This window comes from Gordonia sp. NPDC062954 (assembly GCF_044543825.1).
GTDB lineage: Bacteria > Actinomycetota > Actinomycetes > Mycobacteriales > Mycobacteriaceae > Gordonia > Gordonia tangerina.
Window position 1 is genome coordinate 14,738 of the sequence record NZ_JBITWL010000026.1, and the last position, 23,154, is coordinate 37,891.

The 23,154-nt window shown below is 65.5% G+C and carries 17 protein-coding genes; 10 read left to right on the plus strand and 7 right to left on the minus strand.

Annotated elements, in window-relative coordinates; translation table 11 throughout:
- Positions 1 to 77 precede the first annotated feature (77 nt).
- On the minus strand, positions 78 to 1,193 hold the full coding sequence (locus tag ACIGKQ_RS20720) for an alpha/beta hydrolase (RefSeq protein WP_235726009.1): 1,116 nt from the start codon (positions 1,191 to 1,193) through the stop codon (positions 78 to 80).
- Positions 1,194 to 1,411: 218 nt separating this feature from the next.
- Here ACIGKQ_RS20720 and ACIGKQ_RS20725 point away from each other — a divergent pair, with 218 nt between their 5' ends.
- From ACIGKQ_RS20725 to ACIGKQ_RS20745, 5 genes are all read left to right on the plus strand, one after another.
- On the plus strand, positions 1,412 to 1,798 hold the full coding sequence (locus ACIGKQ_RS20725; protein WP_266063323.1) for a hypothetical protein: 387 nt from the start codon (positions 1,412 to 1,414) through the stop codon (positions 1,796 to 1,798).
- Entirely contained in the window at positions 1,795 to 2,367 is a 573-nt protein-coding gene (locus tag ACIGKQ_RS20730) for a zeta toxin family protein (RefSeq protein ID WP_396574810.1), read from the plus strand. Before ACIGKQ_RS20725 ends, ACIGKQ_RS20730 begins: the two co-directional genes overlap by 4 nt.
- 135 nt (positions 2,368 to 2,502) lie before the next feature.
- A complete protein-coding gene (locus ACIGKQ_RS20735; protein WP_396574811.1) occupies positions 2,503 to 3,966 on the plus strand; it encodes a DUF3375 domain-containing protein in 1,464 nt (487 codons plus the stop codon).
- On the plus strand, positions 3,963 to 4,784 hold the full coding sequence (locus ACIGKQ_RS20740; protein ID WP_396574812.1) for a DUF4194 domain-containing protein: 822 nt from the start codon (positions 3,963 to 3,965) through the stop codon (positions 4,782 to 4,784). Before ACIGKQ_RS20735 ends, ACIGKQ_RS20740 begins: the two co-directional genes overlap by 4 nt.
- The gene (locus ACIGKQ_RS20745; RefSeq protein WP_396574813.1) at positions 4,781 to 8,140 is read left to right on the plus strand and encodes an ATP-binding protein; all 3,360 of its coding nucleotides are present in this window, start codon (positions 4,781 to 4,783) and stop codon (positions 8,138 to 8,140) included. Before ACIGKQ_RS20740 ends, ACIGKQ_RS20745 begins: the two co-directional genes overlap by 4 nt.
- A gap of 119 nt (positions 8,141 to 8,259) precedes the next feature.
- On the opposite strand, the gene ACIGKQ_RS20750 is transcribed toward ACIGKQ_RS20745, so the two are convergent.
- The 4 genes from ACIGKQ_RS20750 to ACIGKQ_RS20765 all read right to left on the minus strand — a co-directional run bounded on the left by ACIGKQ_RS20750 (position 8,260) and on the right by ACIGKQ_RS20765 (position 13,432).
- Positions 8,260 to 10,497 carry an NADP-dependent isocitrate dehydrogenase gene (locus tag ACIGKQ_RS20750; protein ID WP_235726003.1) on the minus strand — a complete coding sequence of 746 codons (2,238 nt, stop codon included), beginning with the start codon at positions 10,495 to 10,497 and terminating at the stop codon, positions 8,260 to 8,262.
- Positions 10,498 to 10,634: 137 nt separating this feature from the next.
- The gene (locus tag ACIGKQ_RS20755; protein WP_235726002.1) at positions 10,635 to 11,972 is read right to left on the minus strand and encodes an NAD(P)H-binding protein; all 1,338 of its coding nucleotides are present in this window, start codon (positions 11,970 to 11,972) and stop codon (positions 10,635 to 10,637) included.
- 126 nt (positions 11,973 to 12,098) lie between these two features.
- Positions 12,099 to 12,476: a thioredoxin gene (gene trxA, locus ACIGKQ_RS20760; protein WP_235726001.1), complete on the minus strand. Its 378-nt coding sequence runs from the start codon at positions 12,474 to 12,476 to the stop codon at positions 12,099 to 12,101.
- A 95-nt stretch (positions 12,477 to 12,571) separates the two neighbouring features.
- Positions 12,572 to 13,432: an LLM class F420-dependent oxidoreductase gene (locus tag ACIGKQ_RS20765; protein ID WP_328714427.1), complete on the minus strand. Its 861-nt coding sequence runs from the start codon at positions 13,430 to 13,432 to the stop codon at positions 12,572 to 12,574.
- Positions 13,433 to 13,593: 161 nt separating this feature from the next.
- Between ACIGKQ_RS20765 and ACIGKQ_RS20770 the strand changes: the two genes are divergently transcribed.
- Together ACIGKQ_RS20770 and ACIGKQ_RS20775 are read left to right on the plus strand one after the other, a co-directional pair.
- A complete protein-coding gene (locus ACIGKQ_RS20770; RefSeq protein ID WP_235725999.1) occupies positions 13,594 to 14,574 on the plus strand; it encodes an alpha/beta hydrolase in 981 nt (326 codons plus the stop codon).
- Positions 14,567 to 16,153 carry a flavin-containing monooxygenase gene (locus ACIGKQ_RS20775; RefSeq protein WP_396574814.1) on the plus strand — a complete coding sequence of 529 codons (1,587 nt, stop codon included), beginning with the start codon at positions 14,567 to 14,569 and terminating at the stop codon, positions 16,151 to 16,153. Before ACIGKQ_RS20770 ends, ACIGKQ_RS20775 begins: the two co-directional genes overlap by 8 nt.
- A gap of 60 nt (positions 16,154 to 16,213) precedes the next feature.
- Here the strand turns inward: ACIGKQ_RS20775 and ACIGKQ_RS20780 are convergent, their stop codons facing one another.
- The gene (locus ACIGKQ_RS20780; RefSeq protein WP_396574839.1) at positions 16,214 to 17,290 is read right to left on the minus strand and encodes an AraC family transcriptional regulator; all 1,077 of its coding nucleotides are present in this window, start codon (positions 17,288 to 17,290) and stop codon (positions 16,214 to 16,216) included.
- Between the two features lie 330 nt (positions 17,291 to 17,620).
- Between ACIGKQ_RS20780 and ACIGKQ_RS20785 the strand changes: the two genes are divergently transcribed.
- The 3 genes from ACIGKQ_RS20785 to fadD5 all read left to right on the plus strand — a co-directional run bounded on the left by ACIGKQ_RS20785 (position 17,621) and on the right by fadD5 (position 21,923).
- Entirely contained in the window at positions 17,621 to 18,748 is a 1,128-nt protein-coding gene (locus tag ACIGKQ_RS20785) for an NDMA-dependent alcohol dehydrogenase (RefSeq protein ID WP_235725997.1), read from the plus strand.
- A 10-nt stretch (positions 18,749 to 18,758) separates the two neighbouring features.
- A complete protein-coding gene (locus ACIGKQ_RS20790; protein WP_396574815.1) occupies positions 18,759 to 20,174 on the plus strand; it encodes an aldehyde dehydrogenase family protein in 1,416 nt (471 codons plus the stop codon).
- Positions 20,175 to 20,312: 138 nt separating this feature from the next.
- Entirely contained in the window at positions 20,313 to 21,923 is a 1,611-nt protein-coding gene (gene fadD5, locus ACIGKQ_RS20795; RefSeq protein ID WP_396574816.1) for a fatty-acid--CoA ligase FadD5, read from the plus strand.
- Between the two features lie 115 nt (positions 21,924 to 22,038).
- Here the strand turns inward: fadD5 and ACIGKQ_RS20800 are convergent, their stop codons facing one another.
- Positions 22,039 to 22,890, minus strand: coding sequence for a 3-hydroxybutyryl-CoA dehydrogenase (locus ACIGKQ_RS20800; protein WP_235726343.1), 852 nt, complete (start codon positions 22,888 to 22,890; stop codon positions 22,039 to 22,041).
- Between the last annotated feature and the right edge of the window lie 264 nt (positions 22,891 to 23,154).

The window sequence follows — 23,154 nt, forward strand, 5'->3', positions numbered from 1 at the left end:
AACCCGGTTGCGACCTCGGTAACGGCGGGATAACCCCCGGCGACGGTGGTCGGGTATCGCCGACGACCCAGACCGGTTCAGTGGGTTTGTTCGGCGTCGGGGTCGGGGGCGACGTGTGCAGCGGCGAGTTCGTGCAGTGCGCGGAACACTCGTTTGGCCGGTTCGGCCCACGGCATCAGGATCGGGAACACGTGAAACATGCCGAACTCCTCCATCGCGGCAACTCGCACGCCCGCCTTCTCCAAGACGTCGACGAACTCCCGGATGCCGTCGCGGAACATCTCGTCGGCTCCCCAGCACACGAAGGTCGGCGGAAACCACTCCGCGTCGACATCGGCGTAGATGACCGAGACGCGGGAGTCGTTGGGCTGCACACCATGCAGATACGGGGTGACCGGTACATTCCACGGCAGGATGTCGAGCTGCGCGTTCTCGGTGATGGACGGGCGGTCCAGATCGAGATCGACCTCCGGCGAGAACAGCGCGGCCGCCGCCGGCATGGGCATCGAGTGATCGTGCAGGTGAGAGATCAGCGAGGTGGCCAGGCCGCCACCGCCGGAATCGCCGGCCACCACGAGGTGCTCCGGCGCAACCCCGCGGTCGAGCAGGCCACGGTAGACGTCGGCCGCGTCATGTACGCCGGCCGGGAAGGGGAATTCCGGAGCCATCCGATAGTCGGCGATGAATACCTCGAAGCCGGTGTGTCTTACGAGCGCAGCGGCGAACGCGGTATACATGATCGGCGACGTCCCGATATAGCCGCCACCGTGGAGGTACAGGATGGTGGCGCCGATCGTCTGCTTGTCCTCCTGGTCGTCCACATAGGCGTCCGAGCTGGCCTTGGCGCGACACCAGAGGCCGGGCACTCCGCCGATGGTGTCGGCGGTGATCTCGACGCCGTTGCTCACCGCGACGAACGGCGGCATCACCACTCGGCAGATGTCGTCGAGCACCTTCTCCATGGACCGGAACTCTTCGATCGGCAAACCCATCGAGTAGCCCATGAACGACCGGACGACCTGCCGGGTCACCGACTGCCCGAGGTTGTCCAACAACCCACCGGGCCCCTGCCAGGGTCGTCGCAGCGGTACCCGCGCCAGACCGTTGACCAGACTCTCGGCGAGCCCCACGACCGTCAGCGCCGTGATCGGACCTGCCGCCGTCTGCACCTCGCGACGATCTGCCATCACCATGACGCTCATCGTAGTGAGATCCGTGCGTACCGCAGCGGTGTGCGTGTGCAGCGGCGGTACTCCCGACGCGAGACGCTCGCGGTAGCCATTGGCTACACTTGTTTCATATTGCTACCGCGCGAGGCCGGCTCGGCTCACGAACGGCTCGGCTCACGAACGGCTCGGCTCACGAACGTCGAAGCCGCGACGACCCAGCGCAGATACACGGGAGTACACACATGCCTCGCTCCGCCGACAAGGTGACCCGGTTTGACGCCGAGTTGATCGACAGCGCGATCAGCGAGGGCCGCCGACAACAACGAACCGGCAGACAACAGCTCGAACACTGGGCGCGGGTCGGACGCGCGGTGACCGCCTACGAGTCGGCCGCACTGAGTAGGGTGCGCGCAGCACTACGCGGGGCGCACCCGGTCGATGACCTCACGGTCGATGAGGGTCGGGTGTTCAACGCCGAGATCCGGGCGCGGGTCGCTGAAGATCTCGCGAACGCAGACTATCGCGCCACGCAGGTGGCCCGCGGTGTCACGACGGTGGCCCTCGACGATGCCGGCCGCATCGTCGAATACCGTCCGGACGGCAGTGTGCACCACGTGGCCGACGAGTGAGACGTCTCGACCTGGTCATCGGCCCCAACGGGGCCGGTAAATCGACCTTCGTCGAACTCACGCTCGCGCCACTGTTGGCGCGCAGTGTCTTCGTCAATGCCGATCTGATCGCGCGGCAGCGCTGGCCCGGCGACTCCGCGGCGCGATCGTATGAGGCGGCCGAGGTCGCGGCGGCCACTCGCGATCGGTTGATCACCGACGGGCGGTCATTCATCGCCGAGACGGTGTTCTCCCATCCCGCGAAGCTCGATCTCATCGGCCGCGCCCACGCGGCGGGATACGCCGTCGTCCTGCACGTTCTCCTGGTGCCGGAGACCATCTCGGTCCTGCGCGTGCGACATCGGGTCGATGCGGGTGGCCACGCGGTTCCCGAGGACAAGATCCGCGCGCGCCACCGACGGGTGTGGCCGTTGGCCGTTGAGGCCATCGGGTGCACCGACGAGGCGACGGTCTACGACAACGCGAGCGGCGTTGCGCCGGCCATCGTGGCCGAGTTCACCGGCGGCACGCTGGTCGGCGACGCGCGCTGGCCCGACTGGGCACCCGCCACCCTGCGAGACAGCTGGTGACGGTCCGAATGGTCATCGGCACCACACTGACAACCTCGGCCGATGGCCATACAGCCCCCTGCACCGTGCGAGTGCCGAGCGCGGACGTGGCACACTACCTCGGGTCCTCTTTCCCTGCGACCCGGTGAGGCGGCGATGGACAACTCAGAGCAGCCGACGTTGGCGCAGGCGTGGGACGCCAACCGCTCGATTCAGCGATCGGCGGCGGTGCGACTTTTCTCCGCGACCAACTCGGCGCTGTATGTGACGCTGATGGAACGTCACCTCGACTTCGGCGCCCGGCGCACGGAACCCGAACTCACGGTGCGCCTCGAACGCGATCTCGCCGAACTCGGGGTCAGTGATCAGCCCGACGGTCTCGAGCTGATCAAACTGTGGGCCAAACAAGGATGGGTGCACCGGGTCACCGAGCCGGCAGCGGCGACGGGACACAACATCTGCCACCTGACCGCCGAAGCGCGTTCGGTCCTCGACTACATGCGACGCCTGCGGCGAGCCGACAGTGTCGCCACGGGTGGGTCCATCAACGGCATCGCGGCGGGACTACGACGCGTGGCGGGCCAGGTCTCCGACGATCCGGGCCAGATCCGCGAGGAAATCGAACACCAGATCAGTGAACTCGACGCCGAGCTCGCCGACCTCGATGCCGGTCGCCGACGCCGACCCGATCTGCGTAGCGCCGAGGACGAGGCTCGTGCGATCGCCTACCAGATGGAGCAGATCGTCTCCGACATCGGACAGTACGGCGCCATGCTCGACCGCATCACCACCCAACTCCTCGATGACCCGCACGACTCCGACCTGGCCTATCGCGATCGGCAACGCCGGCTGTTCGACGACTACGAGGCCCTGCTCGAGTCGTCGCAGAGCACCTCGTATCACGCGTTCACCCAGATGATCCAGGATCCGACCCAGCGAGAACGACTCGTCACCGATATCTCCACGGTGACCGACCAGCTGCCCGACATCGAACCCGGGCTCCGATCGGTGATGGACAACTTCTTCGAATTGGTGACCCAACAGATGGGGGAGGTCGGACGGACCCGGCAGCGGTGCGCCCGCCGTATCCGTCGCTTCGTCGCCGCCGGCACGCTGGAGCAGAGCCGTGGCGTCGCCCGACAACTCAACGACGCGCTCGCATCAGCGCATGAGTTGCTCAAGTCATCACTGGCCGACCGCCGCATCGGGTACGAGCTGCCGTTAGCGACACCATCGGTCACCTCGATCGGCCGGCTCGCTTTCGAGATCCGCGATCGGACGCCACCGGCGCAGGCCACCCCGGCCACCGCCGGCGCCGATCTGAGTTCGTTTGCGTCGCTCGCCGGGCAGGTCGACACCGTCGAGCTGACCGAGACCGTCAACGCGGCCCTCGCCGACGGCCCCGCGACACTGTCCGACGTCCTCGCCCAGCTCGACGAACCCTATCTGGCACATGTGATCGTGCTGTGGTCCTGGGCACTGCGTCAGCCCGGCACAGCGGGTCCCGAGTCGACCATCATCCGGTTCCGATCATTGGAAGGCGAGGATCAGGCCATCGAGGTTCCCGCATTGTCGTTCACCGAACCCATCCCCACCGCGGAGGTCGACGCAGCATCGTGAGTAACAGCACCGACATTCGGGACGACCGCGGCGACCAGCGGTCCGAGGAGTACACCGGATTCGACGAATTGCCCGCCGTCGAAAAAGGTCGACCGGACGACACACCCGGCGCCCCGCGTTTCGAAGGCGACGTCAGCGCCCTACCGGACCGGGCCTGCTGGGCGCTGCAGAACCTGCTGACCCGTCGCTACGTGAGCGGCGACCGTCAGCCCCAGCTGTGGGCATGGGTGATCGAATACCAAGACGCACTGCGAGTTCGGCTCTCCGAACTCGACCTACGGCTACGGGTCGTCGACGAAGTCGAGGTGGCCTTCGTGGAACAGGCCGGTTACGACTCCCGGTGGGGACGAAAAATCCTCAAACGTGAGACCATCCACACCTACGACGCCATCCTCGCGTTGCACCTGGCCAAGTACGTGCGGGCATCCCGCGACGAACATGTACTGATCACCCGGGAGGAGATCCACGAGCTCTTCGCCGGCGTCACCAACACCATCGATCGCGATCTGGCGTTGTTCGACAAGCGGATCGGACGTGCGATCGACAAGCTCGAGGAGATGGACTTCCTGCGCAAGCACCGCGACGACCCGGACACCTTCACGGTGAGCCCGGTCATCTCGGCGGTGATGACCGCGTCGGTGATCACCGACCTGCAGCGGCAGTTCGAACAGTTCATCGGTGCCGGCGACCCCGGCGACGACATCGGCGAATCGCCGGATCAGGCCGATGCGGCCATCCGGAGTGCGTACACCGGCGATGAGAGGGACGTTCACGGCGAGGACATTCACGACGGGGACGACGAAGGAGACGAGTGGTGAACGAAGCTGTGGACCAGTACCACCTGTCGCGACTACAGCTGATCAACTGGGGGGTGTTCGACGGCTATCACTCGATTCCGTTCAGCGCCGGCGGATCCCTCATCACCGGATCGTCGGGGAGCGGCAAATCCTCACTGCTGGATGCTATTTCCTTGGCGTTCCTACCCGATCACCGACGCAACTTCAACGCATCTGGCGACGCGACCGCGGCCGGCTCGTCCAGTGGCCGCCGGACAGTCGGCAAATACATCCGCGGTGCGTGGGGTGAACGCCGCAGCGGCGCCGGCGGGCAGCGCGAGATCATGTACCTGCGTGGCTCGGGACCGGCATGGGCCGCGATCGCGGTGACGTACACCTCGACCTCGGGCGAGGCCATCACCGGCCTGGTCCTGAAATGGCTGGCGGCGGGCAAGATGACCGACGCCTCGAGCACCTACTTCATCCATGACGGCGACATCGACATCGTCGACGTGTGCAACGAGTGGGCCCGGGCCAACCACAATTCCGCCATCTTCCGGGATCTCGGCTGGCGAGGCGGGCCGGGAGAGGGCAAGTACCTGTCCTCGCTCTACTCGCTGATCGGTATCCGCGGTTCGGATGCCGCGCAACAATTGTTGGGAAAGGCCAAATCACTCAAGAGCGTCGGCGGCCTCGCGCAATTCGTGCGGGAATTCATGCTTGACGAACCGAGCAGCATCGTGGGTATCACCGACGCCCTCGAACAGATCGACCCCTTGGTCGAAGCTCGTGAGCTACTCGACGTAGCGCGGCGCAAGCGCACCATCCTCGGCAACATCGAGACCGTGCACGAACGTTACGCCGCCGAATCGGCCACGTTTTCGGTGCTCGACACGATCGACACTGCGTCGATCCGCGCGTATCTCAACAACCTGCGACGTCGGACCGCGGAGCCCGAGATCTCCGATCTCGACGACCAGATAGCCCGCCTCGAAACCGATCTGGCCGCGTTGACCGCGCAACACGATCAGCTCCGCCAGGACCACAGTCATCTGCTGTCGCGGATCGCCACATCGACCGGTGACCTCGCACCGCTACAGGAACAACTGACCACCGCGCAGCGCGCCGGCAACGACGTCGCGGCGCGGCGCAGTTCGTATGACACCAAGGTCTCGGCGCTCGATTTCGACCTCCCCGACGATGCCGAGGAGTTCTGGACGCTGCGCGAGCATCTGATGGAGGAGGCCACCCGGATCGACGGGCAGCTCGACGCCGGCAAGGCTCACTACGCCGATGCCCTGGCGCGCGAAGTCGCCGCTCGATCCCAGCGCGACGCCGCCCACGACGAACTGCAACGGGTGACGCAGGCCGGTTCGGCGCTTCCGCGGGCCGAGCACGAGATGCGCCGGGTGATCGCCGAGGCCCTGCAGGTCGACGAAGCCGAACTCCGTTATGTCGCCGAACTCGTCGAACTCCGACCCGAGCACGAACGCTGGCGTCTGGCGGTCGAGAAGGTGCTGCGCTCGGCCGGGTTACGACTCCTGGTTCCCGCGGAGCATTTCCGAGCCGCGTTGCGTTTCGTCAACACCCACGACATGCGTGGTCGGATCCAGCTGCACCACGCGGAGAATCGCACTGCACCGGCGCCCGAACCCGGCACGCTCGGTGCAACGTTGCGGTCGGTCGACCCGGGCCACCCGTGTGCGGCCGAGGCGATGGCCATCCTCACCCGACTCGGCAACTACGTGTGTGTCGAATCGCCGACGGAATTCACCGAGCACGCCAAGGCCGTCACCGACCGCGGTCTGCGCAAGGATTCGGCCAAGCTCGCGGTCAAGGACGACCGGCAGTCGCTGCGTCCGTCCCAGCACATCTTCGTCGGGGACGTCGACGCGAAGATCGCTGCGCTGCAGGCCGAGTTCGACGACGAACAACGCGCGTACAACGCTGCGCGGGAGGCCAGTTCGGCGCTCGACCGCGAACGTACCGAGAAGCAACACCGGCGCGACTCCTACCGCAGGGTGTGCGAACAGTTCACCCAGTGGAGTGAGATCGACACCGACTCGGCCGATGAACGGGTGGAGCAGCTCACCGAACAGTACGAGTTGTTGATGGACGAGCACCCCGATGTGGAAGCCTTGCAGCGCAAGGCCGATGACATCTGGGACCAGGTACGCGGGGCGATCTCGCAGGCGGCGTTGGTGCGCGACAAGATCGCCGGACATGATCGACGGCGCACCCAGCTGCTCGACCTCGTCGACCGGCTCGACATCGAGGACATCTCCACCCAGGCCGAGCAGACGCTGGACGGCTTCCGCGAAGAATCCGGGGCTAGCCTCGATGTGCTGGCGCCGGAGCCGTATCGGCAAGAACTGCTGAAGCTGGTGGCCAAGGACCGCGATCGGATGCGCGCAGACGCGCGACGGTCCCGCGACGAACTGGCCCGCATCCTCGACACCTACGACGAGGAGTTCCCCGACGCGGTCCCGAACGACAGCGACGACTTCGACGAACGCATCCATGATTACGTCGCGGTGAGCCGCCGGATCGACGAGCGTGAACTGCCGGCCGCCTATGAACGGATGCGTCGCCTGATCACCGAACAGGCCCCGGGCGCAATTCTCAACCTGCACATGGCCGCCGACGCCGAGGAGCGTCGCATCGTCGAACAGATCGAGCGTGTCAACACCGGCCTGGGCGCGGTGGCTTTCAACCGCGGTACCCGGCTGCGATTGCACCCGGGACGCAAGCATCTGGCTGCGGTGGCCGATCTCAGCGAGCGGGCCAGGCAGATCTCTCAGCGCACCACTGCGGTGAGTTTCGGCGACGAACAGGCGATCCTGGAGCAGTATGCGGACATCCTGCTGCTGCGCGAGCGGCTGGCCGGGGTGACGCCGGAGGATCGTCAGTGGACTCGCGATGCCCTCGACGTGCGCAACCGCTTTGACTTCTACTGCGAGGAACACGACGCGGTGACCGGCGAGACCATCCGCACCTACAGCAACGCGGGCGACAACTCCGGCGGCGAACAGGAGAAGCTGATGGCGTTCTGCCTGGCCGGCGCGCTCAGCTTCAACCTGGCTAGTCCGGACGGTACCGACAACCGCCCGATCTTCGCGCAGCTCATGCTCGACGAAGCGTTCTCGAAGTCCGATCCGCAGTTCGCGCAACAGGCGCTCTCGGCGTTCCGCAAGTTCGGCTTCCAGCTCATCATCGTCGCGACCGTGCAGAACACCAGCACTATCCAGCCGTACATCGACAACGTGGTCATGGTGTCGAAGTCCGAGGTCGGCCAGGAGGGGAGCGCAGACACCCGGCCGGTGGCCACCGCACTGTCGACGACGATCCGGGCATTCTCGGACCTGCGGCGCTCGAGCGGCGGGCAGCTGCCCGTCTGACGTTGGGCCGAACGCTCAGCGTCGAACGGCCCGCCCGGTCTCCAACCACATCGAGAACTGACATCCACGGCGGTCGTAACCGCCGTGGATGTCAGTTCTGCTTGTGGTTCCCGTTCGGCTCAGTCTCGCGCGGCGGCCAGCGCGTCGTTGAACGTCTTGCTCGGGCGCATCACCGAGGCGGTCATCTCCGGGTCCGGGTAGTAATAGCCGCCGAGGTCGACGTGATCTCCCTGCGCTCCGTTCAGTTCGCCGACGATCGCGTCCTCATTCTGGGCGAGGGCTTGCGCGAGCGACGTGAAACGCTTGGCGAGGTCGGGATCCTCGGTCTGCTCGGCGAGTTCCTGAGCCCAGTACATCGCCAGATAGAACTGGCTGCCCCGGTTGTCGAGCTCACCGGCGGCCCGCGACGGTCCCTTGTCGTTCTCCAACAGCTTGCCGGTCGCCGCGTCGAGCGCCTTGGCCAGCAGCACCGCACGCTTGTCGTCGGTCTTCTTGCCCAGTTCCTCGAGGCTCACCGCGAGCGCCAGGAATTCGCCGAGCGAGTCCCACCGCAAGTGGTTCTCTTCGATGAGCTGCTTGACGTGCTTGGGTGCCGATCCACCCGCACCGGTCTCGTACAGACCACCCCCGGCCATCAGCGGCACGATGGACAGCATCTTGGCGCTGGTGCCGAGTTCGAGGATGGGGAACAGGTCGGTGAGGTAGTCACGCAGGATGTTGCCGGTCGCAGCGATGGTGTCCATCCCGCGGATGACCCGCTCCAGCGTGTACCGCATCGCTCGGACCTGCGACATGATCTGGATGTCGAGACCCTCGGTGTCGTGATCGGGCAGGTACTTGTGCACCTTCTTGATCAGCTCGTTTTCGTGCGGGCGGTACGGATCCAGCCAGAACAGCACCGGCATCCCGGAATCGCGGCAACGCGTGACGGCCAGCTTCACCCAATCCTGGATCGGGGCGTCCTTGACGATGCACAACCGCCAGATGTCGCCCTCCTCGACGTTCTGGGTCAGCAGCACCTCGCCGGTGGCCAGGTCGGTGATGTTGGCTACCCCCGCGGCCGGCACCTCGAACGTCTTGTCGTGCGATCCGTACTCTTCGGCTTTCTGCGCCATCAGCCCGACGTTGGGCACGGTGCCCATGGTGGTCGGATCGAACTGCCCGTTGGTCTTACAGAAGTTGATCATCTCCTGGTAGATCCGCGAGAAGGTCGACTCCGGGTTGACGGCCTTGGTGTCCTTGAGCCGCCCGTCGGCGCCATACATCTTGCCGCCGGCACGGATCATCGCCGGCATAGACGCATCGACGATGACATCGCTGGGGGAGTGGAAGTTCGAAATGCCGCGGGCCGAATCGACCATCGCCAGTTCGGGCCGGTGTTCGTGGCACTTGTGCAGGTCGTCGATGATCTCCTCGCGCTGCGCGCTCGGCAACGACTCGATCTTGCTGTAGAGGTCGGACAGACCGTTGTTGACGTTCACGCCGAGTTCGTCGAACAGTTCGCCGTGCTTGGCAAATGCATCCTTGTAGAACACCTTGACCGCGTGTCCGAACACGATCGGGTGCGACACCCGCATCATCGTGGCCTTGACGTGCAGCGAGAACATCACGCCGGTCTTGTAGGCGTCCTCGATCTGCTCTTCGTAGAATTCGACGAGCGCCTTCTTGGACATGTACATGCTGTCGATGACGTCGCCGTCGGTCAGCGACACCTTCGGCTTGAGAACGAGGGTCTCGCCGTCGGAGGTGATGAGCTCCATCTTGACCTCGCGGTCGCCGGAGACGGTCATCGATTTCTCGCCGTGATAGAAGTCGCCCTCGGTCATGTGCGCGACGTGGGTCCGCGACGCCATCGACCACTCACCCATGCTGTGCGGGTGCTTGCGGGCGTATTCCTTGACGGCCTTGGGGGCTCGCCGGTCGGAGTTGCCCTCACGCAGAACCGGGTTGACCGCGCTGCCCAGGCACTTGGTGTAGCGGTCGCGGATCGCCTTCTCTTCGTCGGTCTTGGGATTGCCCGGGAACTCCGGCAGGTCGTAGCCCTTCTCCTGCAACTCCTTGATGGCCGCCAGCAATTGGGGGACCGACGCACTGATGTTGGGCAGCTTGATGATGTTGGTCTCGGGAAGCTGGGTCAGCCGGCCCAACTCGCCGAGGTTGTCGGGCACCTTCTGGTCCTCGGGAAGCAGATCGGAGAACTCGGCGAGGATGCGCGCGGCGACCGAGATGTCACTGGTCTCGATGTTGATGTCGGCGGCATCGGCGAACGCGCGTATCACCGGCAAGAAGGCGTAGGTCGCGAGCATCGGCGCCTCGTCGGTCAGCGTGTAGATGATGGTCGGCTTCTCCGCGCTCATGTTCTCTTCTCAACTCCAGTTCTTGGTCGCGTATGCAAGTGGTGCGAGATTTTGTCTCGGCGTTACCAGTATCACGTCGGAGCGGGCGTTGTGTGCACCGACCGGTTCACCCCCGCCTGTTGGCAGAGCACAACCTGTCATCGGAACGGGTCCCAGCGCGAAGCCCCGAGCGCTCGTAACGCTACGCCGATCCGCCAGTAGAGGAGACCGCCGAGTCCCCGTGGAAAGAACGTCGAGGTCGTGACGAGTTCGGCGCCGACGTGTCCGTCGGCGGATCTGTCGGTGATCGCATGATCGACGAACGCGCGGCCGGGCTGTCCGCGCTCGGTCCCCATCCGCAGATGCGTCGGCTCGGTGGCCGCCACGACCTCCCAGCGCGTGCCCGTGCGCGATCGCAGGCGCCGCCACAGATCGGGGGCTGACCGGTCCTCGACGCGTCGATCGACGGTGCCGAACGACACCTCTCCGGCCCATGGCGGGTCGGTGGGTAGAGGTTCGGCAGCGCATGTGTCGGCGGTCGCGTTCGACCACTCCACCGAGTTGTCGCCGCGGGCCACCCGCTGCAGCGTCGCGGCCAGCGCCGCGCGATAGGTCATGAGTCCGCCGGTCGGCGGGGCGATCACATCGTCGATGTCGTGTTCGTGGCAGATCGCATCGCACTCCAGTGACTCGATCAGTGGGCGGGCGATCTTGCCCCTGATCGGGGTCACCAGGCGCACCCAGCGACTCGCGATGGTGGGGGTGAGGTAGGGCAGGACGATCATCCGTCGTGGGGGCAGGCCCGCGACCTCGGCGTATCGCTGCATCATGTCGCCGTATTCCAGGACGTCCGGTCCGCCGAGATCCCACGTCCGTGACGTCGGCACGTCAGCGGTGGCTGCCTCGACCAGATAGTGCAACGCGTCGCCGACGGCGATCGGCTGGATCTTGTTGTGCACCCACCGTGGTGTGGTCATCACCGGCAATCGCTCGGTGAGGTGCCGGATCAGCTCGAAGGATGCCGACCCCGATCCGATCAGGGTGCCCGCCTGCAGCGCCACCGTCTCGATCCCCGAATCGATCAGGATCTCGCCGACCTCGGCGCGTGATGCCAGATGCTCGGACAACTCCACACCCTCGGGATGCAGACCGCCCAGATACACGATGCGCGACACCCCACAGGCCGACGCCGCGGCCACCACGTTCTGTGCGGACCGCCGCTCCTCGTCGGCGAAGTCGGCGTCGGTGCTCATTGAATGCACCAGGTGATAGACAACGTCGATGTCGACGAAAGCTTCGAGCAGGGAATCACGGTCGGACAGGTCGCCACGCACCACCTCTGCACGGGAGTTGGCGGCCCAGGGCGCATCGGCGATCTTGGCCGGGGTGCGGGCCAGCGCCCGCACCCGATGTCCGCGGGCCAGCAGGCGGGGCGCCAAGCGGCCACCGACGTAGCCCGTGGCTCCGGTCACCAGACACCGTCGAGAGTCGTCCACGACTCCACCCTACGGATTCGCCCGACAGACCACGGTCGCGTTTCGACTCGACGTCGAAAGTGAGGTGAACGTGCCGACAATCGGCACGATCACCTCACACGTCGTCGGGCTGGCCCGCCCCAGCGCTCAGCTGTTGGTTTGTTCCTTCTCGGCGGCGGCGATCTCGGCGCGCACCTGATCCATGTCGAGGTCGCGGACCGCGCCGATCAATTCGTCGAGCTGCGCAGCAGGCAGTGCTCCCGGCTGGTTGAAAACCAGGACACCATCTCGGAAGGCCATCAGGGTGGGAATCGATCGGATGCCGAACCCGCCGGCGAGCTGCTGCTCTGCCTCGGTGTCGACCTTGCCGAACACGATGTCGTCGTTCGTCTCGGACGCCTTCTCGAACACTGGCGCGAACTGGCGGCACGGTCCGCACCATCCCGCCCAGAAGTCCAGCAGGACGATGCCGTCCTGGCCGATGGTCTCTTGCAGATTGTCGATGGTGATCTCACGAGTGCTCATGACACTTCCAATGCATACCCCTACGGGTATATTCCTCGGGTGCAGTCCGCGTTCCACGCTACGCACATTCCGTGCAATGCTCCATCCGACGCCCGCTACCTCAGGGCGGCAGCCAATCTCCGCCACTGCTCGCGGGGCATCGCGCGATGGTCGGCCTGGAGGACCTGGACGCAGACATGATCGGCGCCCGCCGCACGATGTGCCTCGATCCGGTCGAGCACGACCGCTTCGTCACCCCAGGCGATCAGTGCGTCGAACAGTCGGTCGCTGACCGTCTGCAGATCGTCTTCGGAAAAGCCCAGGCGCAGGAGGTTGTTGGCGTAGTTGGGCATTGCGAGGTAGCCGGTGAGCCACTTGGTGCCGATAGCGCGCGCCTCATCGCGGTCCGACGCCAGGATCGCCGTCTGCTCGGGAGCGACCAACGGTCCCTCGCCCACGGCCGCACGCGCAATCGCGGTGTGCTCGGGTGTCACCAGATACGGGTGCGCTCCGCGGCTGCGTTCAGATGCCAACGCGAGCATCTTGGGACCCAACGCGGCCAGGACGCGACTGTCGACCGGAACCGGATCGGCCGCCGCGTCAAGACCGTCGAGAAAGGCTTTGGTGGTGGCCAACGGCTTCCGGTACCGACCGGCCTCCTGGGCATCGATCAACGGCGCGTGGCTGATCCCCAGTCCCACCAGGAACCGAGGTCCGTGTTCTGCGGTGAGGCGCGCGTGCGCCGCTGCGACGTCTGCCGGCTCATGCATCCACATGTTCAGGATGCCGGTGGCGATGACCGCCTTGGTGGTCGCCCCAAGTAGGTTCTCCACCGAATCCATCAGCGGCCCACCGACATCGGGCACCCACAGCGCGGTGAACCCGAGCTCGTCGAGCTCGGCCGCCGCCTCGGCCGCCTCCGCGGAATCGCCATAACGCAGCGGTGAACTCCAGATACCAACCCCGTTCAGTTCCATGACCCGACCCTACCGGGGTGTGCCGAGTGGCCCGAATTGCCGAGTGTTGGCCCGAATGGTGCTGTTGTCGGCACCCAACGGCGCTCTATGTTGATGGTGATCGACATCACAGTTCGGCTGCGGGAGTCATCCGACCCCCGCCGAGGCAGAAGGGGACAAGAATGCCGCTCGAACCGGTATCACAGGGGCTGTTGCAGCAACTCGCCGAGGAACGCCAGCCACCGATCAGCGAACAGACACCGGCACTGGCCAGGATGACCGGACCCATCTTCGCCGGCATGAGTGGTCGGGGACCGGAGGTCGGTGCGGTCCGCAACGTCAAGCTCAAGGGTGCTGACGGCGGCCTGTTCCGGGTGCGCGCACTCATTCCCGAGGGAGAACCCGAAGCGGTGATCGTCTACTTCCACGGCGGCGGTTGGGTGCTGGGTGACATCGATCTGCAGTACGACCATGTCGGGCGCGATCTGGCGAACCGCACGCGGTCGACGGTCGTCCTCGTCAATTATCGGAAGGCGCCGGAGCATCGGTTCCCGACCGCGATCGAGGACAGCTACCTCGGCTTGTGCTGGGCTGCCGAACATCTCGCCGAACTCGCCACAACCGGCGCGCCGCTGATCGTCGCGGGCGACAGCGCCGGCGGCAACATCGCCGCGGTGATGACCCACTGGGCACGCGACCGCCGTGGCCCACAGATCGACTATCAGGCCCTGGTGTATCCGGTCACCGACTGCGATGTCGACACGCCGTCCTACGTGGACCCCGAGAACCAACTGATGCTCAGCCGGGACACGATGATCTGGTTCTGGGACCACTATTTGCCCGACGTCGCGGCCCGAACCCACCCCGACGCATCACCACTGCGCGCCGCCGACCTGTCGGGCCTGCCACCCGCGTTGGTCTATGTCTGCCAATACGACCCGCTGCATGACGAGGGGGTGGCCTACGCCCGGGCGCTGGAGAAGGCCGGTGTACCGGTCACCCTCGCCGAGGCAGAAGGACAGATGCACATCTACTTCCAGATGGCGAATATCTTGCCGGGCTATCAGACCGGCATAGCGCTCGTCGCCGACCACATCACCACCTTCATCAGTAATCACGCGCACACCAGCGCGCCACAGGAAGAGGCCACCAGCGATGCCTGACCGGGACGTACTGATCATCGGCGCCGGTTTCTCCGGCCTGTATCAACTTCACAAACTCCGCGAACTGGGATTCGATGCCCATGTCGTCGAGGCCGGGCCGCAGGTGGGCGGCACCTGGTACTGGAATCGATATCCCGGCGCGCGATGCGACATCGAATCGATCGGTTACTCCTACTCTTTCGATCCCGAATTGCAGCAGGAGTGGAACTGGACCGAGCGCTATGCGGCGCAACCCGAGATTCTCGCCTACCTCGAACACGTTGCGGACAAGCTCAACCTGCGCACGGACATCTCATTCGACACTCGGGTCGTATCGCTCGATTTCGACGATCCGCAGGACATGTGGACCGCAACCACCGAGAGCGGGGCGACGATCACCGCGCGCTACGTCGTCGCCGCGACCGGATGTCTGTCCAAACCGCTGCTTCCCGAGTTCCCCGGCCTCGACGACTTCGCCGGGGACGTGTACTGGACCTGGGACTGGCCCACCGACGAGGTGGATTTCGCCGACAAACGGGTCGCGGTCATCGGCACCGGATCGTCGGGAATTCAGACAATCACGGCCATCGCACCCACGGTCGGTTCGCTGACGGTGTTCCAACGGACCCCAACCTACGCCGTCCCCGCGCAGAACCGGCTCATCGCCGAAGAACTGGCGGAATTGAAGACCCACTACGACGACTTCCGGGCGGAGAGCCGACTCTCGGTCGGCGGAATACCTTGTGGCGATGAACTTCCGCCGTTCTTCGACGACCTCGACGATGGGCGCATCCGTTCGGAACTGCATATGCGCTACGACGATGGTGGCCTGTGCTTCCAGCAGTCCTTCCGCGATCTCCTGCAGAACGAGGAGGCGAATGCCCGGGCCGCCGAGTATGTGCGCAACCGCATCAAGGACAAGGTGCACGATCCGGCGGTGGCCGAGAAGCTGACTCCTCGGTCGTACCCGATCGCGGCCAAACGGATGTGCGTGGACACCGGCTACTACGAGGTCTACAACCAACCCAATGTGACGCTGGTCGACGTCAATGAACAACCGATCGAACGCATCACCGAACACGGGATCCGGGCCGGGGGGACCGACCACGAGTTCGACGTGATCATCCTGGCCACCGGTTTCGACGCGATGACCGGGGCGCTGGCGGCGATCGACATCCGCCACGGCGCACAAACGCTGCGCGACAAGTGGTCCGACGGACCGCGGACGTACCTCGGACTGATGTCGGCCGGTTTCCCGAACCTGTTCACCGTGACCGGACCGCAGAGCCCGTCGGTGCTGTCGAACATGGTGACGTCCATCGAGACCCACGTGGAGTGGATCAGCGCCGCGTTGAGCCACCTGCGCGAACACGGCCTGACACGCATCGAGCCGGACGTGGCGGCCGAGGACAACTGGGTCAACACGACCAATGACGCCGCCGACATGACGCTGCTCAAGCAGGCTCCGTCGTGGTATATGGGCGCCAACGTGCCCGGAAAACCTCGTGCCGCGTTGCCGTTCGTCGGTGGGGTGGGCACTTACCAGCAGATCCTCGACGGGATCGCAGTGACCGGGTACCACGGGTTCGAACTGGTCTGAGGCCGGCCCTGCGCGACGTCGGTTCCCCGTGGGTGCTCCTGCGGGGAACCGACGTCGACGTCATTGTGCGTGTGCCGTGCCCGCCCACCGGCGCATCGCACGCGAGAAACTCGACCAATCGCGATATCCCAAACGTTCGGCGATCTGCGTACGCGGCAGATTCGTGTCCCGCATGAGGTCATGGGCGAGGCTTCGACGCACATCGTCATGGATGGCGCGGTACGACGTACCCTCACGCGTCAGGCCGCGACGCAGGGTCCGTGCGGAGTAGTGCAGGTCGGCAGCGCACTCTTCGAGAGTGCAGTCCAGCGACGGCCTATCGAGCAGGTAGGCACGCACGCGTCCGGCGATCCCGTTGGCATGCAGCCTTTCTGCTCGAATTCGCTCGCACTGCTCGATGATCACCGCAGCGGTGTGCGGGTTGGCCATCGGCAACGGAAGGTCCAGGTAGGACCGCTCGAAAATCAATTCGTCACGCGTACAACCGAATCGAACCGGAGCGTCGAAGACCTCGGTGTAGGCCCGACGCACCGCCGCATCCTCGACGCGATGGGCGAACCGCACTTCCTGCAGCGGCGTGACGCCGGTCCCGGCGAACAGTTCACGTTGCATTTGCACGCTGGCGCTCAGATCGCGTTCGATCACGAATGCGGCGATGTCGTCGGGCACACCGTCGGTGTGCGCGGTGAGCGACCACCGCTCGCCGGCGAGTAACTCACCGGTCATGGTGGCGAATGCGAACGTCAGCGGCGAGTACCGCAGCCCGCAGCGCACCATGTCGGCGACGATCTCACATGCCTGGAGCAGGTAGCCGTAGTAACCGTAGGACGTCAGGTGATACTCCCGACCGATCTCCGCCCCGATTGCCGGTCGGTGCCCGAGGGCATCGAGCAGGTTTCGGATGACGACGATCTCCTGCTGCGCCTCGATCAGGACGGTGGCGTCACCCAGCGATGCGCGGGTCAGCCCACTGCCGTCGAGCAGACGCTCGATCGCACTCCCGTGCCGCTGTGCATAGTCGCAGATGATGGCCACGCCGGCCGTCGTGCGGGGGTGGTCCCACGGATCCGGCATGCGGGCGAACACGGGGTCAGCAGGATCGGAGTCGTCCAGCTCCCCGCCGGCTTCGACGATCATCGTCACGCTGTCATCCTCTCCTCAGACGCACACCCTGCCCTGTGAGCAGTATCACGCCTCATCCAGATCACGGCAACGAACCCGCCGTTGTGACCTGCACCTTTGTGGGACAAGTGTCCAGCTCGAAGATGGCCGCAATTGCAGTGGTTCTGGCCGCGGATGGCCTGTTGTCACCCGGGAGTCCGACCATACGCTCATCCACGACCGAAGTGACAGGTGTCACACGCTGAGTTTCGGTGCGAAGCGGGTCACCGGTGCGTCTGTCCTGCGCACCTGTGCGTGCGCCGGAGCTTTTGCCCGAGTTCCCACCGAGTTCTAAGGAGCAGACAAATGAAGACCAAAGCAGCGATCCTCGAGGATGTCGGCGCCGAATGGAAGATCGACGACGTCGAGCTGGGCGAGCCGGTTGCGGGGGAGGTACAGGTCAAACTGGCAGCGTCTGGCCTCTGCCACTCCGACGCACATCTGCAGAGCGGCTCCAGCCCGGTGCCGTTCATGCCCGTCCTAGGCGGCCACGAAGGAGCGGGGGTCATCACCAAGGTCGGGCCGGGTGTCACCGGGCTGGAGGAGGGCGATCACGTCGTTTTGGCGTTCATCCCCGCCTGTGGCACGTGTCCGGCGTGTGCCACCGGTCGGCAGAACCTGTGCGACGAAGGCGCGGGACTGCTGTCGGGTCAGGCCATCTCGGACAAGAGCTACCGGGTCAGCCGCAACGGGCAGCCGGTGCTACAGATGTGCCTGCTGGGCACGTTCGCGCCCTATGTCACGGTCCACCAGGCGTCGGTCGTCAAGATCGAGAAGGACATCCCGTTGGACAAGGCGGCGTTGCTGGGCTGTGGTGTCTCGACGGGGTGGGGCTCGGCGACCGAGATCGGCGACACCCGCCCCGGCGACGTCGTCGTGGTGATGGGCGTCGGCGGCGTCGGGATCAACGCCGTCCAGGGCGCCGCGTTCGCCGGTGCCCGCTACGTCATCGCCATCGACCCGGTCGAGTTCAAACAGAAGAAGGCCATGGAGTTCGGTGCGACACACACCTACTCCACGGTGGACGAGGCGATCGCCGAGCTGCCGGACCTCACCTGGGGGCACATGGCCGACGTCGTGATCATCACCGTCGGGGTGATCTCCGGTGAGCACGTCCAGCAGGCCCTGGGACTGACCGCCAAGGGCGGGCAGGTCGTGGTCACCGGCATGGGCGATTTCCAGGACGGGCAGGTCGATCTCAATCTGTTCGAGTTGACCTTGCTGCAGAAGCGGGTGCAGGGGGCCATCTTCGGCGGGGTCGGTCCGCGCACGCAGATCCCCAAGCTGTTGCACCTGTATCGGACCGGACACCTCAAGCTCGACGAGCTCGTGACCACGACGTATCGGCTCGAGGACATCAATCAGGGCTATCGCGACATGGCCGAGGGCAAGAACCTGCGCGGAGTCGTCGTCTACACCGATCAGGACTACTGAGGAGAACCACATGCGGACACACAAGGACCACTACATCAACGGCCAATGGGTTCCCGCGACGGGAAGTTCGCTGCTGCCGGTGACCAACCCCGCGACCGACGAGATCATCGCTGAGGTCGGGGCCGGCTCCGCCGACGACGTCGACCGCGCCGTCGCCGCCGCGCGTGCGGCATTCGACAGCTGGGCGGCCACGCCGGTGTCCGAGCGCGCCCGCTACCTCGGTGCCATCGCACAAGGACTCACCGAGCGGGCCGATGAACTGGCAGAAGTGATCTCCAGCGAGATGGGCTCACCCCTCTCGTTCGCTCGGGCCGCTCAGGTTCCGTTGCCGATCAACAGCTTTGCCCAATCGGCCACGATCGTCACCGAGTTCGAATTCGAACAGAGCTACCGGGGCTCGACGATCGTCCGCGAACCCTACGGCGTCATCGGAGCGATCACGCCGTGGAACTACCCGCTGCATCAGATCGCCCTCAAAGCCGCCTACGGCATGGCCGCGGGCAACACCGTCGTCGTGAAACCGAGTGAGAACACTCCGCTCAACGCGATCATTCTCGCCGAGATCGTCGAGGCGGCTGGCCTTCCGGCCGGTGTCTTCAACGTCGTGTTCGGCACCGGACCCGAGGTGGGGGAGGCGATCGCGTCTCATCCCGACGTCGACCTGGTGAGCTTCACCGGATCCACCCGCGCCGGACGGCGAGTGAGCGAACTGGCATCGGGGACCGTGAAGCGGGTCTCCCTCGAGCTCGGCGGCAAGAGCCCCAACATCCTGCTCGACGATGCCGACCTGAACGCCGCGGTGCCGGCCGCCGTGCAGGCGGCGATGATCAACTCCGGCCAGACGTGTTCGGCATTGACCCGCCTGCTGGTGCCCCGCGCCAAGCTGGCCGAGGTCGAGGGCATAGCCAAGGCGGTCACCGAATCGATCACGGTGGGTGACCCGACGGACGAGACCACCGTCCTGGGCCCGTTGTCCTCGCGCACCCAGCAGGAACGCGTGCTCGGCTACATCCGTAAGGGCATCGACGAGGGCGCCCGGGTGGTGACCGGCGGCCAGACCGAGCCCGCGGAGGGCGGGGGTGCCTACCTGTCGCCGACGGTGTTCTCCGATGTCACACCGGAGATGACGATCCACCGCGAGGAGATCTTCGGCCCGGTATTGGCGATCGAGCCGTACGACACCGAGGAGGAGGCCGTCGCGATCGCCAACGACACGATCTACGGACTGGCCGGTGGGGTGTGGTCGGGCTCGACGGAGCGCGCCCAGCAGGTCGCGCGCAAGATCCGCGCCGGCCAGATCGCCGTCAACGACGCCGGGATGAATCTCGACGCGCCTTTCGGCGGGTACAAGCAGTCCGGAATCGGCCGCGAGGCAGGACAATTCGGGCTTGAGGAGTTTCTGGAAGTGAAGTCGATCCAAGGCTGACGACCATGGGGCATCGGGCGCCCGGCGAATCGCCGATTCGCCCTCGGAACACCGGCAGCCCGACCTACTGTGTGGTCGAGGCCACAATTCCGGGGTGCCCGATGGCCCCACACTTTCACGACAGGGGAACAGACGAGGATGACTGCCACCGCCAGCGGACAGACCAGCGAACTGACCACCGAGCCGATCCGTTCACGGCGTAACCATTGGAACAACCAGATCCGCCGACACTCGTTCATGGTGCCCGATCAGGTCGCGGTGAAGTACCTCGACCGGGCGACCACGTGGCGGCAACTCGAGGAACGAACCCACGCGTTTGCGGCCGCCCTGCACCGGCGCGGCGTCCGATTCGGGGATCGCGTGCTCATGGCGATGCTGAATCGCACGGAGTACATCGAGGCTGTTCTCGGTGCCAACCTGATCGGCGCGATCCCGGTACCGGTGAACATCCGGATGAGCCCGGCCGAGGTCGCGTTCTTGCTGACCGACAGCGGTTCGAAGATGGTGGTGACCGAGGCGATGCTGGCGCCGCTGATCGACGCTGCCGTCGCGTCGGCCGGGGGCGTCGAGGGCATCATCGTGGTCGATCGGCCGGCCGACTCCGACCACCTCGACTATGCGGCGCTGCTGACCGAGGACCCGTCGGATCTGCCCGAGATCGATGTACCCGAGGATGCCGTGGCCCTCATCATGTACACCTCTGGCACAACCGGTAAACCCAAGGGCGCCATGTTGACTCACCAGAACCTCCAGGCGCAGGCGATGACGGTGATCGCCACGTCGGGGGAGAGCGGCGAGGATGACGTCGCATCCGTGGTGCCGCCCATCTTCCACATCGCGGGAGTCGCGGCGTTCGCGCCGGTCTTCTATCGCGGTGTCCGATCGGTGATCCACCCGTTGGGCGCCTTCGATCCCGACGACATGCTGGACACGCTGGAACGCGAGGGGACGACTTCGGTGTTCATGGTGCCCGCCCAGTGGCAGGCGGTATGTGCCGCGCAGCAGGCGCGTCCGCGCGATCTCAAACTGCGGACCATCAGTTGGGGCGCCGCGCCTGCGTCGGACACGGTCCTCAACGCGATGAACCAGAACTTCCCACAAGCGATGAACATGACCGCTTTCGGACAGACAGAGATGTCGCCGATCACCTGCATCCTCGAAGGCAAGGACGCGCTGCGCAAGATCGGTTCGGTCGGCAAGGTTGTGCCGGCGGTGACCGCACGCATCGTCGATCCCATGATGAATGACGTCAAGCGCGGCGAGGTCGGTGAGATCGTCTACCGCGGACCCAACATGATGAAGGGGTACTGGCAGAATCCGCAGGGCACCGCGGATGCGTTCCGCGGTGGTTGGTTCCACTCCGGCGACCTGGTGCGCGAGGACGAGGAGGGCTTCCTCTACGTCGTCGACCGTGCGAAGGACATGATCATCTCCGGCGGTGAGAACGTCTACTGCGCCGAGGTGGAGAACGTGTTGTTCTCCCATCCCAAGATCACCGAGGCCGCGGTGATCGGGCGCGCCCACGAGAAGTGGGGAGAGGTGCCGGTCGCAGTGGTGGTGCTCGCCGAAGGCGTCGACGACCTGACGTTGGCCGAACTCGAGCCGTTTCTCAACGAGAGCCTGGCCCGCTTCAAACAGCCCAAGGACCTCGTCATCATCGACGAACTGCCACGCAACGCCGGCGGCAAGGTGGTCAAGCCGAAGCTGCGCGATGCCTATGGCAGCAAGGACGAAGGTCTCGCGCACTGAGCGGATGATCGTCGCGGCGACTGCCCTTCGTGACGGCATCCGCAAGCTCCGGCCTCCTCAGGGACCAGCGGCCCGACCCCTGAGGAGCGAGCTTGCGAGCGTCACGAAGGGGGGTCTACTTCGCGTAGTCGTAGAAGCCCTTACCGCTCTTCTTGCCGAGGTAGCCGGCCTCCACCATGCGCTGCAGCAGCGGCGGCGGCGCGAGGTGCGGCTCGCGGAATTCCTGATAGAGCGACTCGGTGACGTCGAGGATCACGTCGAGGCCGATGGTGTCGGTCAGGGTCAACGGCCCCATCGGGTGGGCACACCCGTTGATCATCCCGGTGTCGATGTCCTCTTTGGACGCATAACCGCTCTCGTACATTCGGATGGCGCTCACCAGGTAGGGGACGAGCAGCGCGTTGACGACGAAGCCGCCGCGGTCACCGGCCTGGATGGTCTTCTTGCCCAGATGGTCGCGCGCGTAGGCGGTGACCGTCTCGACCGCCTGCGGCGAGCTCGCGAGGCTGCTGATGATCTCCACCAGCGGCATCACCGGGACCGGGTTGAAGAAGTGCACACCGACCACGCGCGAGGGATCGGCGACGTCCTTGGCGACCCGGATGATCGGGATCGACGAGGTGTTGGTCGCCAGGATCGCCTCGGGTGCGGTCACCTTGTCGAGTTCGGCGAAGAACCCGACCTTGAGCGATTCGACCTCCGGTAGAGCCTCGATGACGAGTTCGCGATCACCGAAGTCCTTGACCGCCGTGGTGAGACGTAGCCGGTCGAGGGCCTGCTGCGCGTCGTCTTCGCTGATCTTGCCCTTTGCCACGCCACGTGCGAGCGACTTGTCGATGCGCGCACGGGCGGCGTCGGCCGCGGCGTCGTCGCGTTCGAGGACGAGGACGTCATCACCGGCGCGGATCGCGACCTCGGCGATCCCGGCGCCCATGGTGCCGCCGCCGACCACTCCCAGCTGTGTCATGCATTCTCTCCAGATCTCGAGGACGGGTCGTGGTCAGGATAGACGTGGCGACCGGGACGACCACATCGGCGATCAACCGACCACCCGGCAAGAAATGTGAGCAATCCCTCATCTTTGGCATTGATCCGACGCTCAACGAGTTCACGTTCGCCGGGATTCCCGCCGCTGCGGGCCTGTTTTCGGTGCGGCGGCGGTCCGGTTCGGCGTCCCACGGGCGACGTGTTCGCCCGGTCTGCCACGCGGACTCACGCAACGTACTCGCGC

Bases quoted from the DNA above. Each gene is read 5' to 3' on its own strand.
- ACIGKQ_RS20720 (WP_235726009.1), bottom strand. From the start codon at position 1,193: ATGGTGATGGCAGATCGTCGCGAGGTGCAGACGGCGGCAGGTCCGATC.
- ACIGKQ_RS20725 (WP_266063323.1), top strand. From the start codon at position 1,412: ATGCCTCGCTCCGCCGACAAGGTGACCCGGTTTGACGCCGAGTTGATC.
- ACIGKQ_RS20735 (WP_396574811.1), top strand. From the start codon at position 2,503: ATGGACAACTCAGAGCAGCCGACGTTGGCGCAGGCGTGGGACGCCAAC.
- ACIGKQ_RS20750 (WP_235726003.1), bottom strand. From the start codon at position 10,497: ATGAGCGCGGAGAAGCCGACCATCATCTACACGCTGACCGACGAGGCG.
- trxA (WP_235726001.1), bottom strand. From the start codon at position 12,476: ATGAGCACTCGTGAGATCACCATCGACAATCTGCAAGAGACCATCGGC.
- ACIGKQ_RS20765 (WP_328714427.1), bottom strand. From the start codon at position 13,432: ATGGAACTGAACGGGGTTGGTATCTGGAGTTCACCGCTGCGTTATGGC.
- ACIGKQ_RS20770 (WP_235725999.1), top strand. From the start codon at position 13,594: ATGCCGCTCGAACCGGTATCACAGGGGCTGTTGCAGCAACTCGCCGAG.
- ACIGKQ_RS20775 (WP_396574814.1), top strand. From the start codon at position 14,567: ATGCCTGACCGGGACGTACTGATCATCGGCGCCGGTTTCTCCGGCCTG.
- ACIGKQ_RS20780 (WP_396574839.1), bottom strand. From the start codon at position 17,290: ATGATCGTCGAAGCCGGCGGGGAGCTGGACGACTCCGATCCTGCTGAC.
- ACIGKQ_RS20785 (WP_235725997.1), top strand. From the start codon at position 17,621: ATGAAGACCAAAGCAGCGATCCTCGAGGATGTCGGCGCCGAATGGAAG.
- ACIGKQ_RS20790 (WP_396574815.1), top strand. From the start codon at position 18,759: ATGCGGACACACAAGGACCACTACATCAACGGCCAATGGGTTCCCGCG.
- fadD5 (WP_396574816.1), top strand. From the start codon at position 20,313: ATGACTGCCACCGCCAGCGGACAGACCAGCGAACTGACCACCGAGCCG.
- ACIGKQ_RS20800 (WP_235726343.1), bottom strand. From the start codon at position 22,890: ATGACACAGCTGGGAGTGGTCGGCGGCGGCACCATGGGCGCCGGGATC.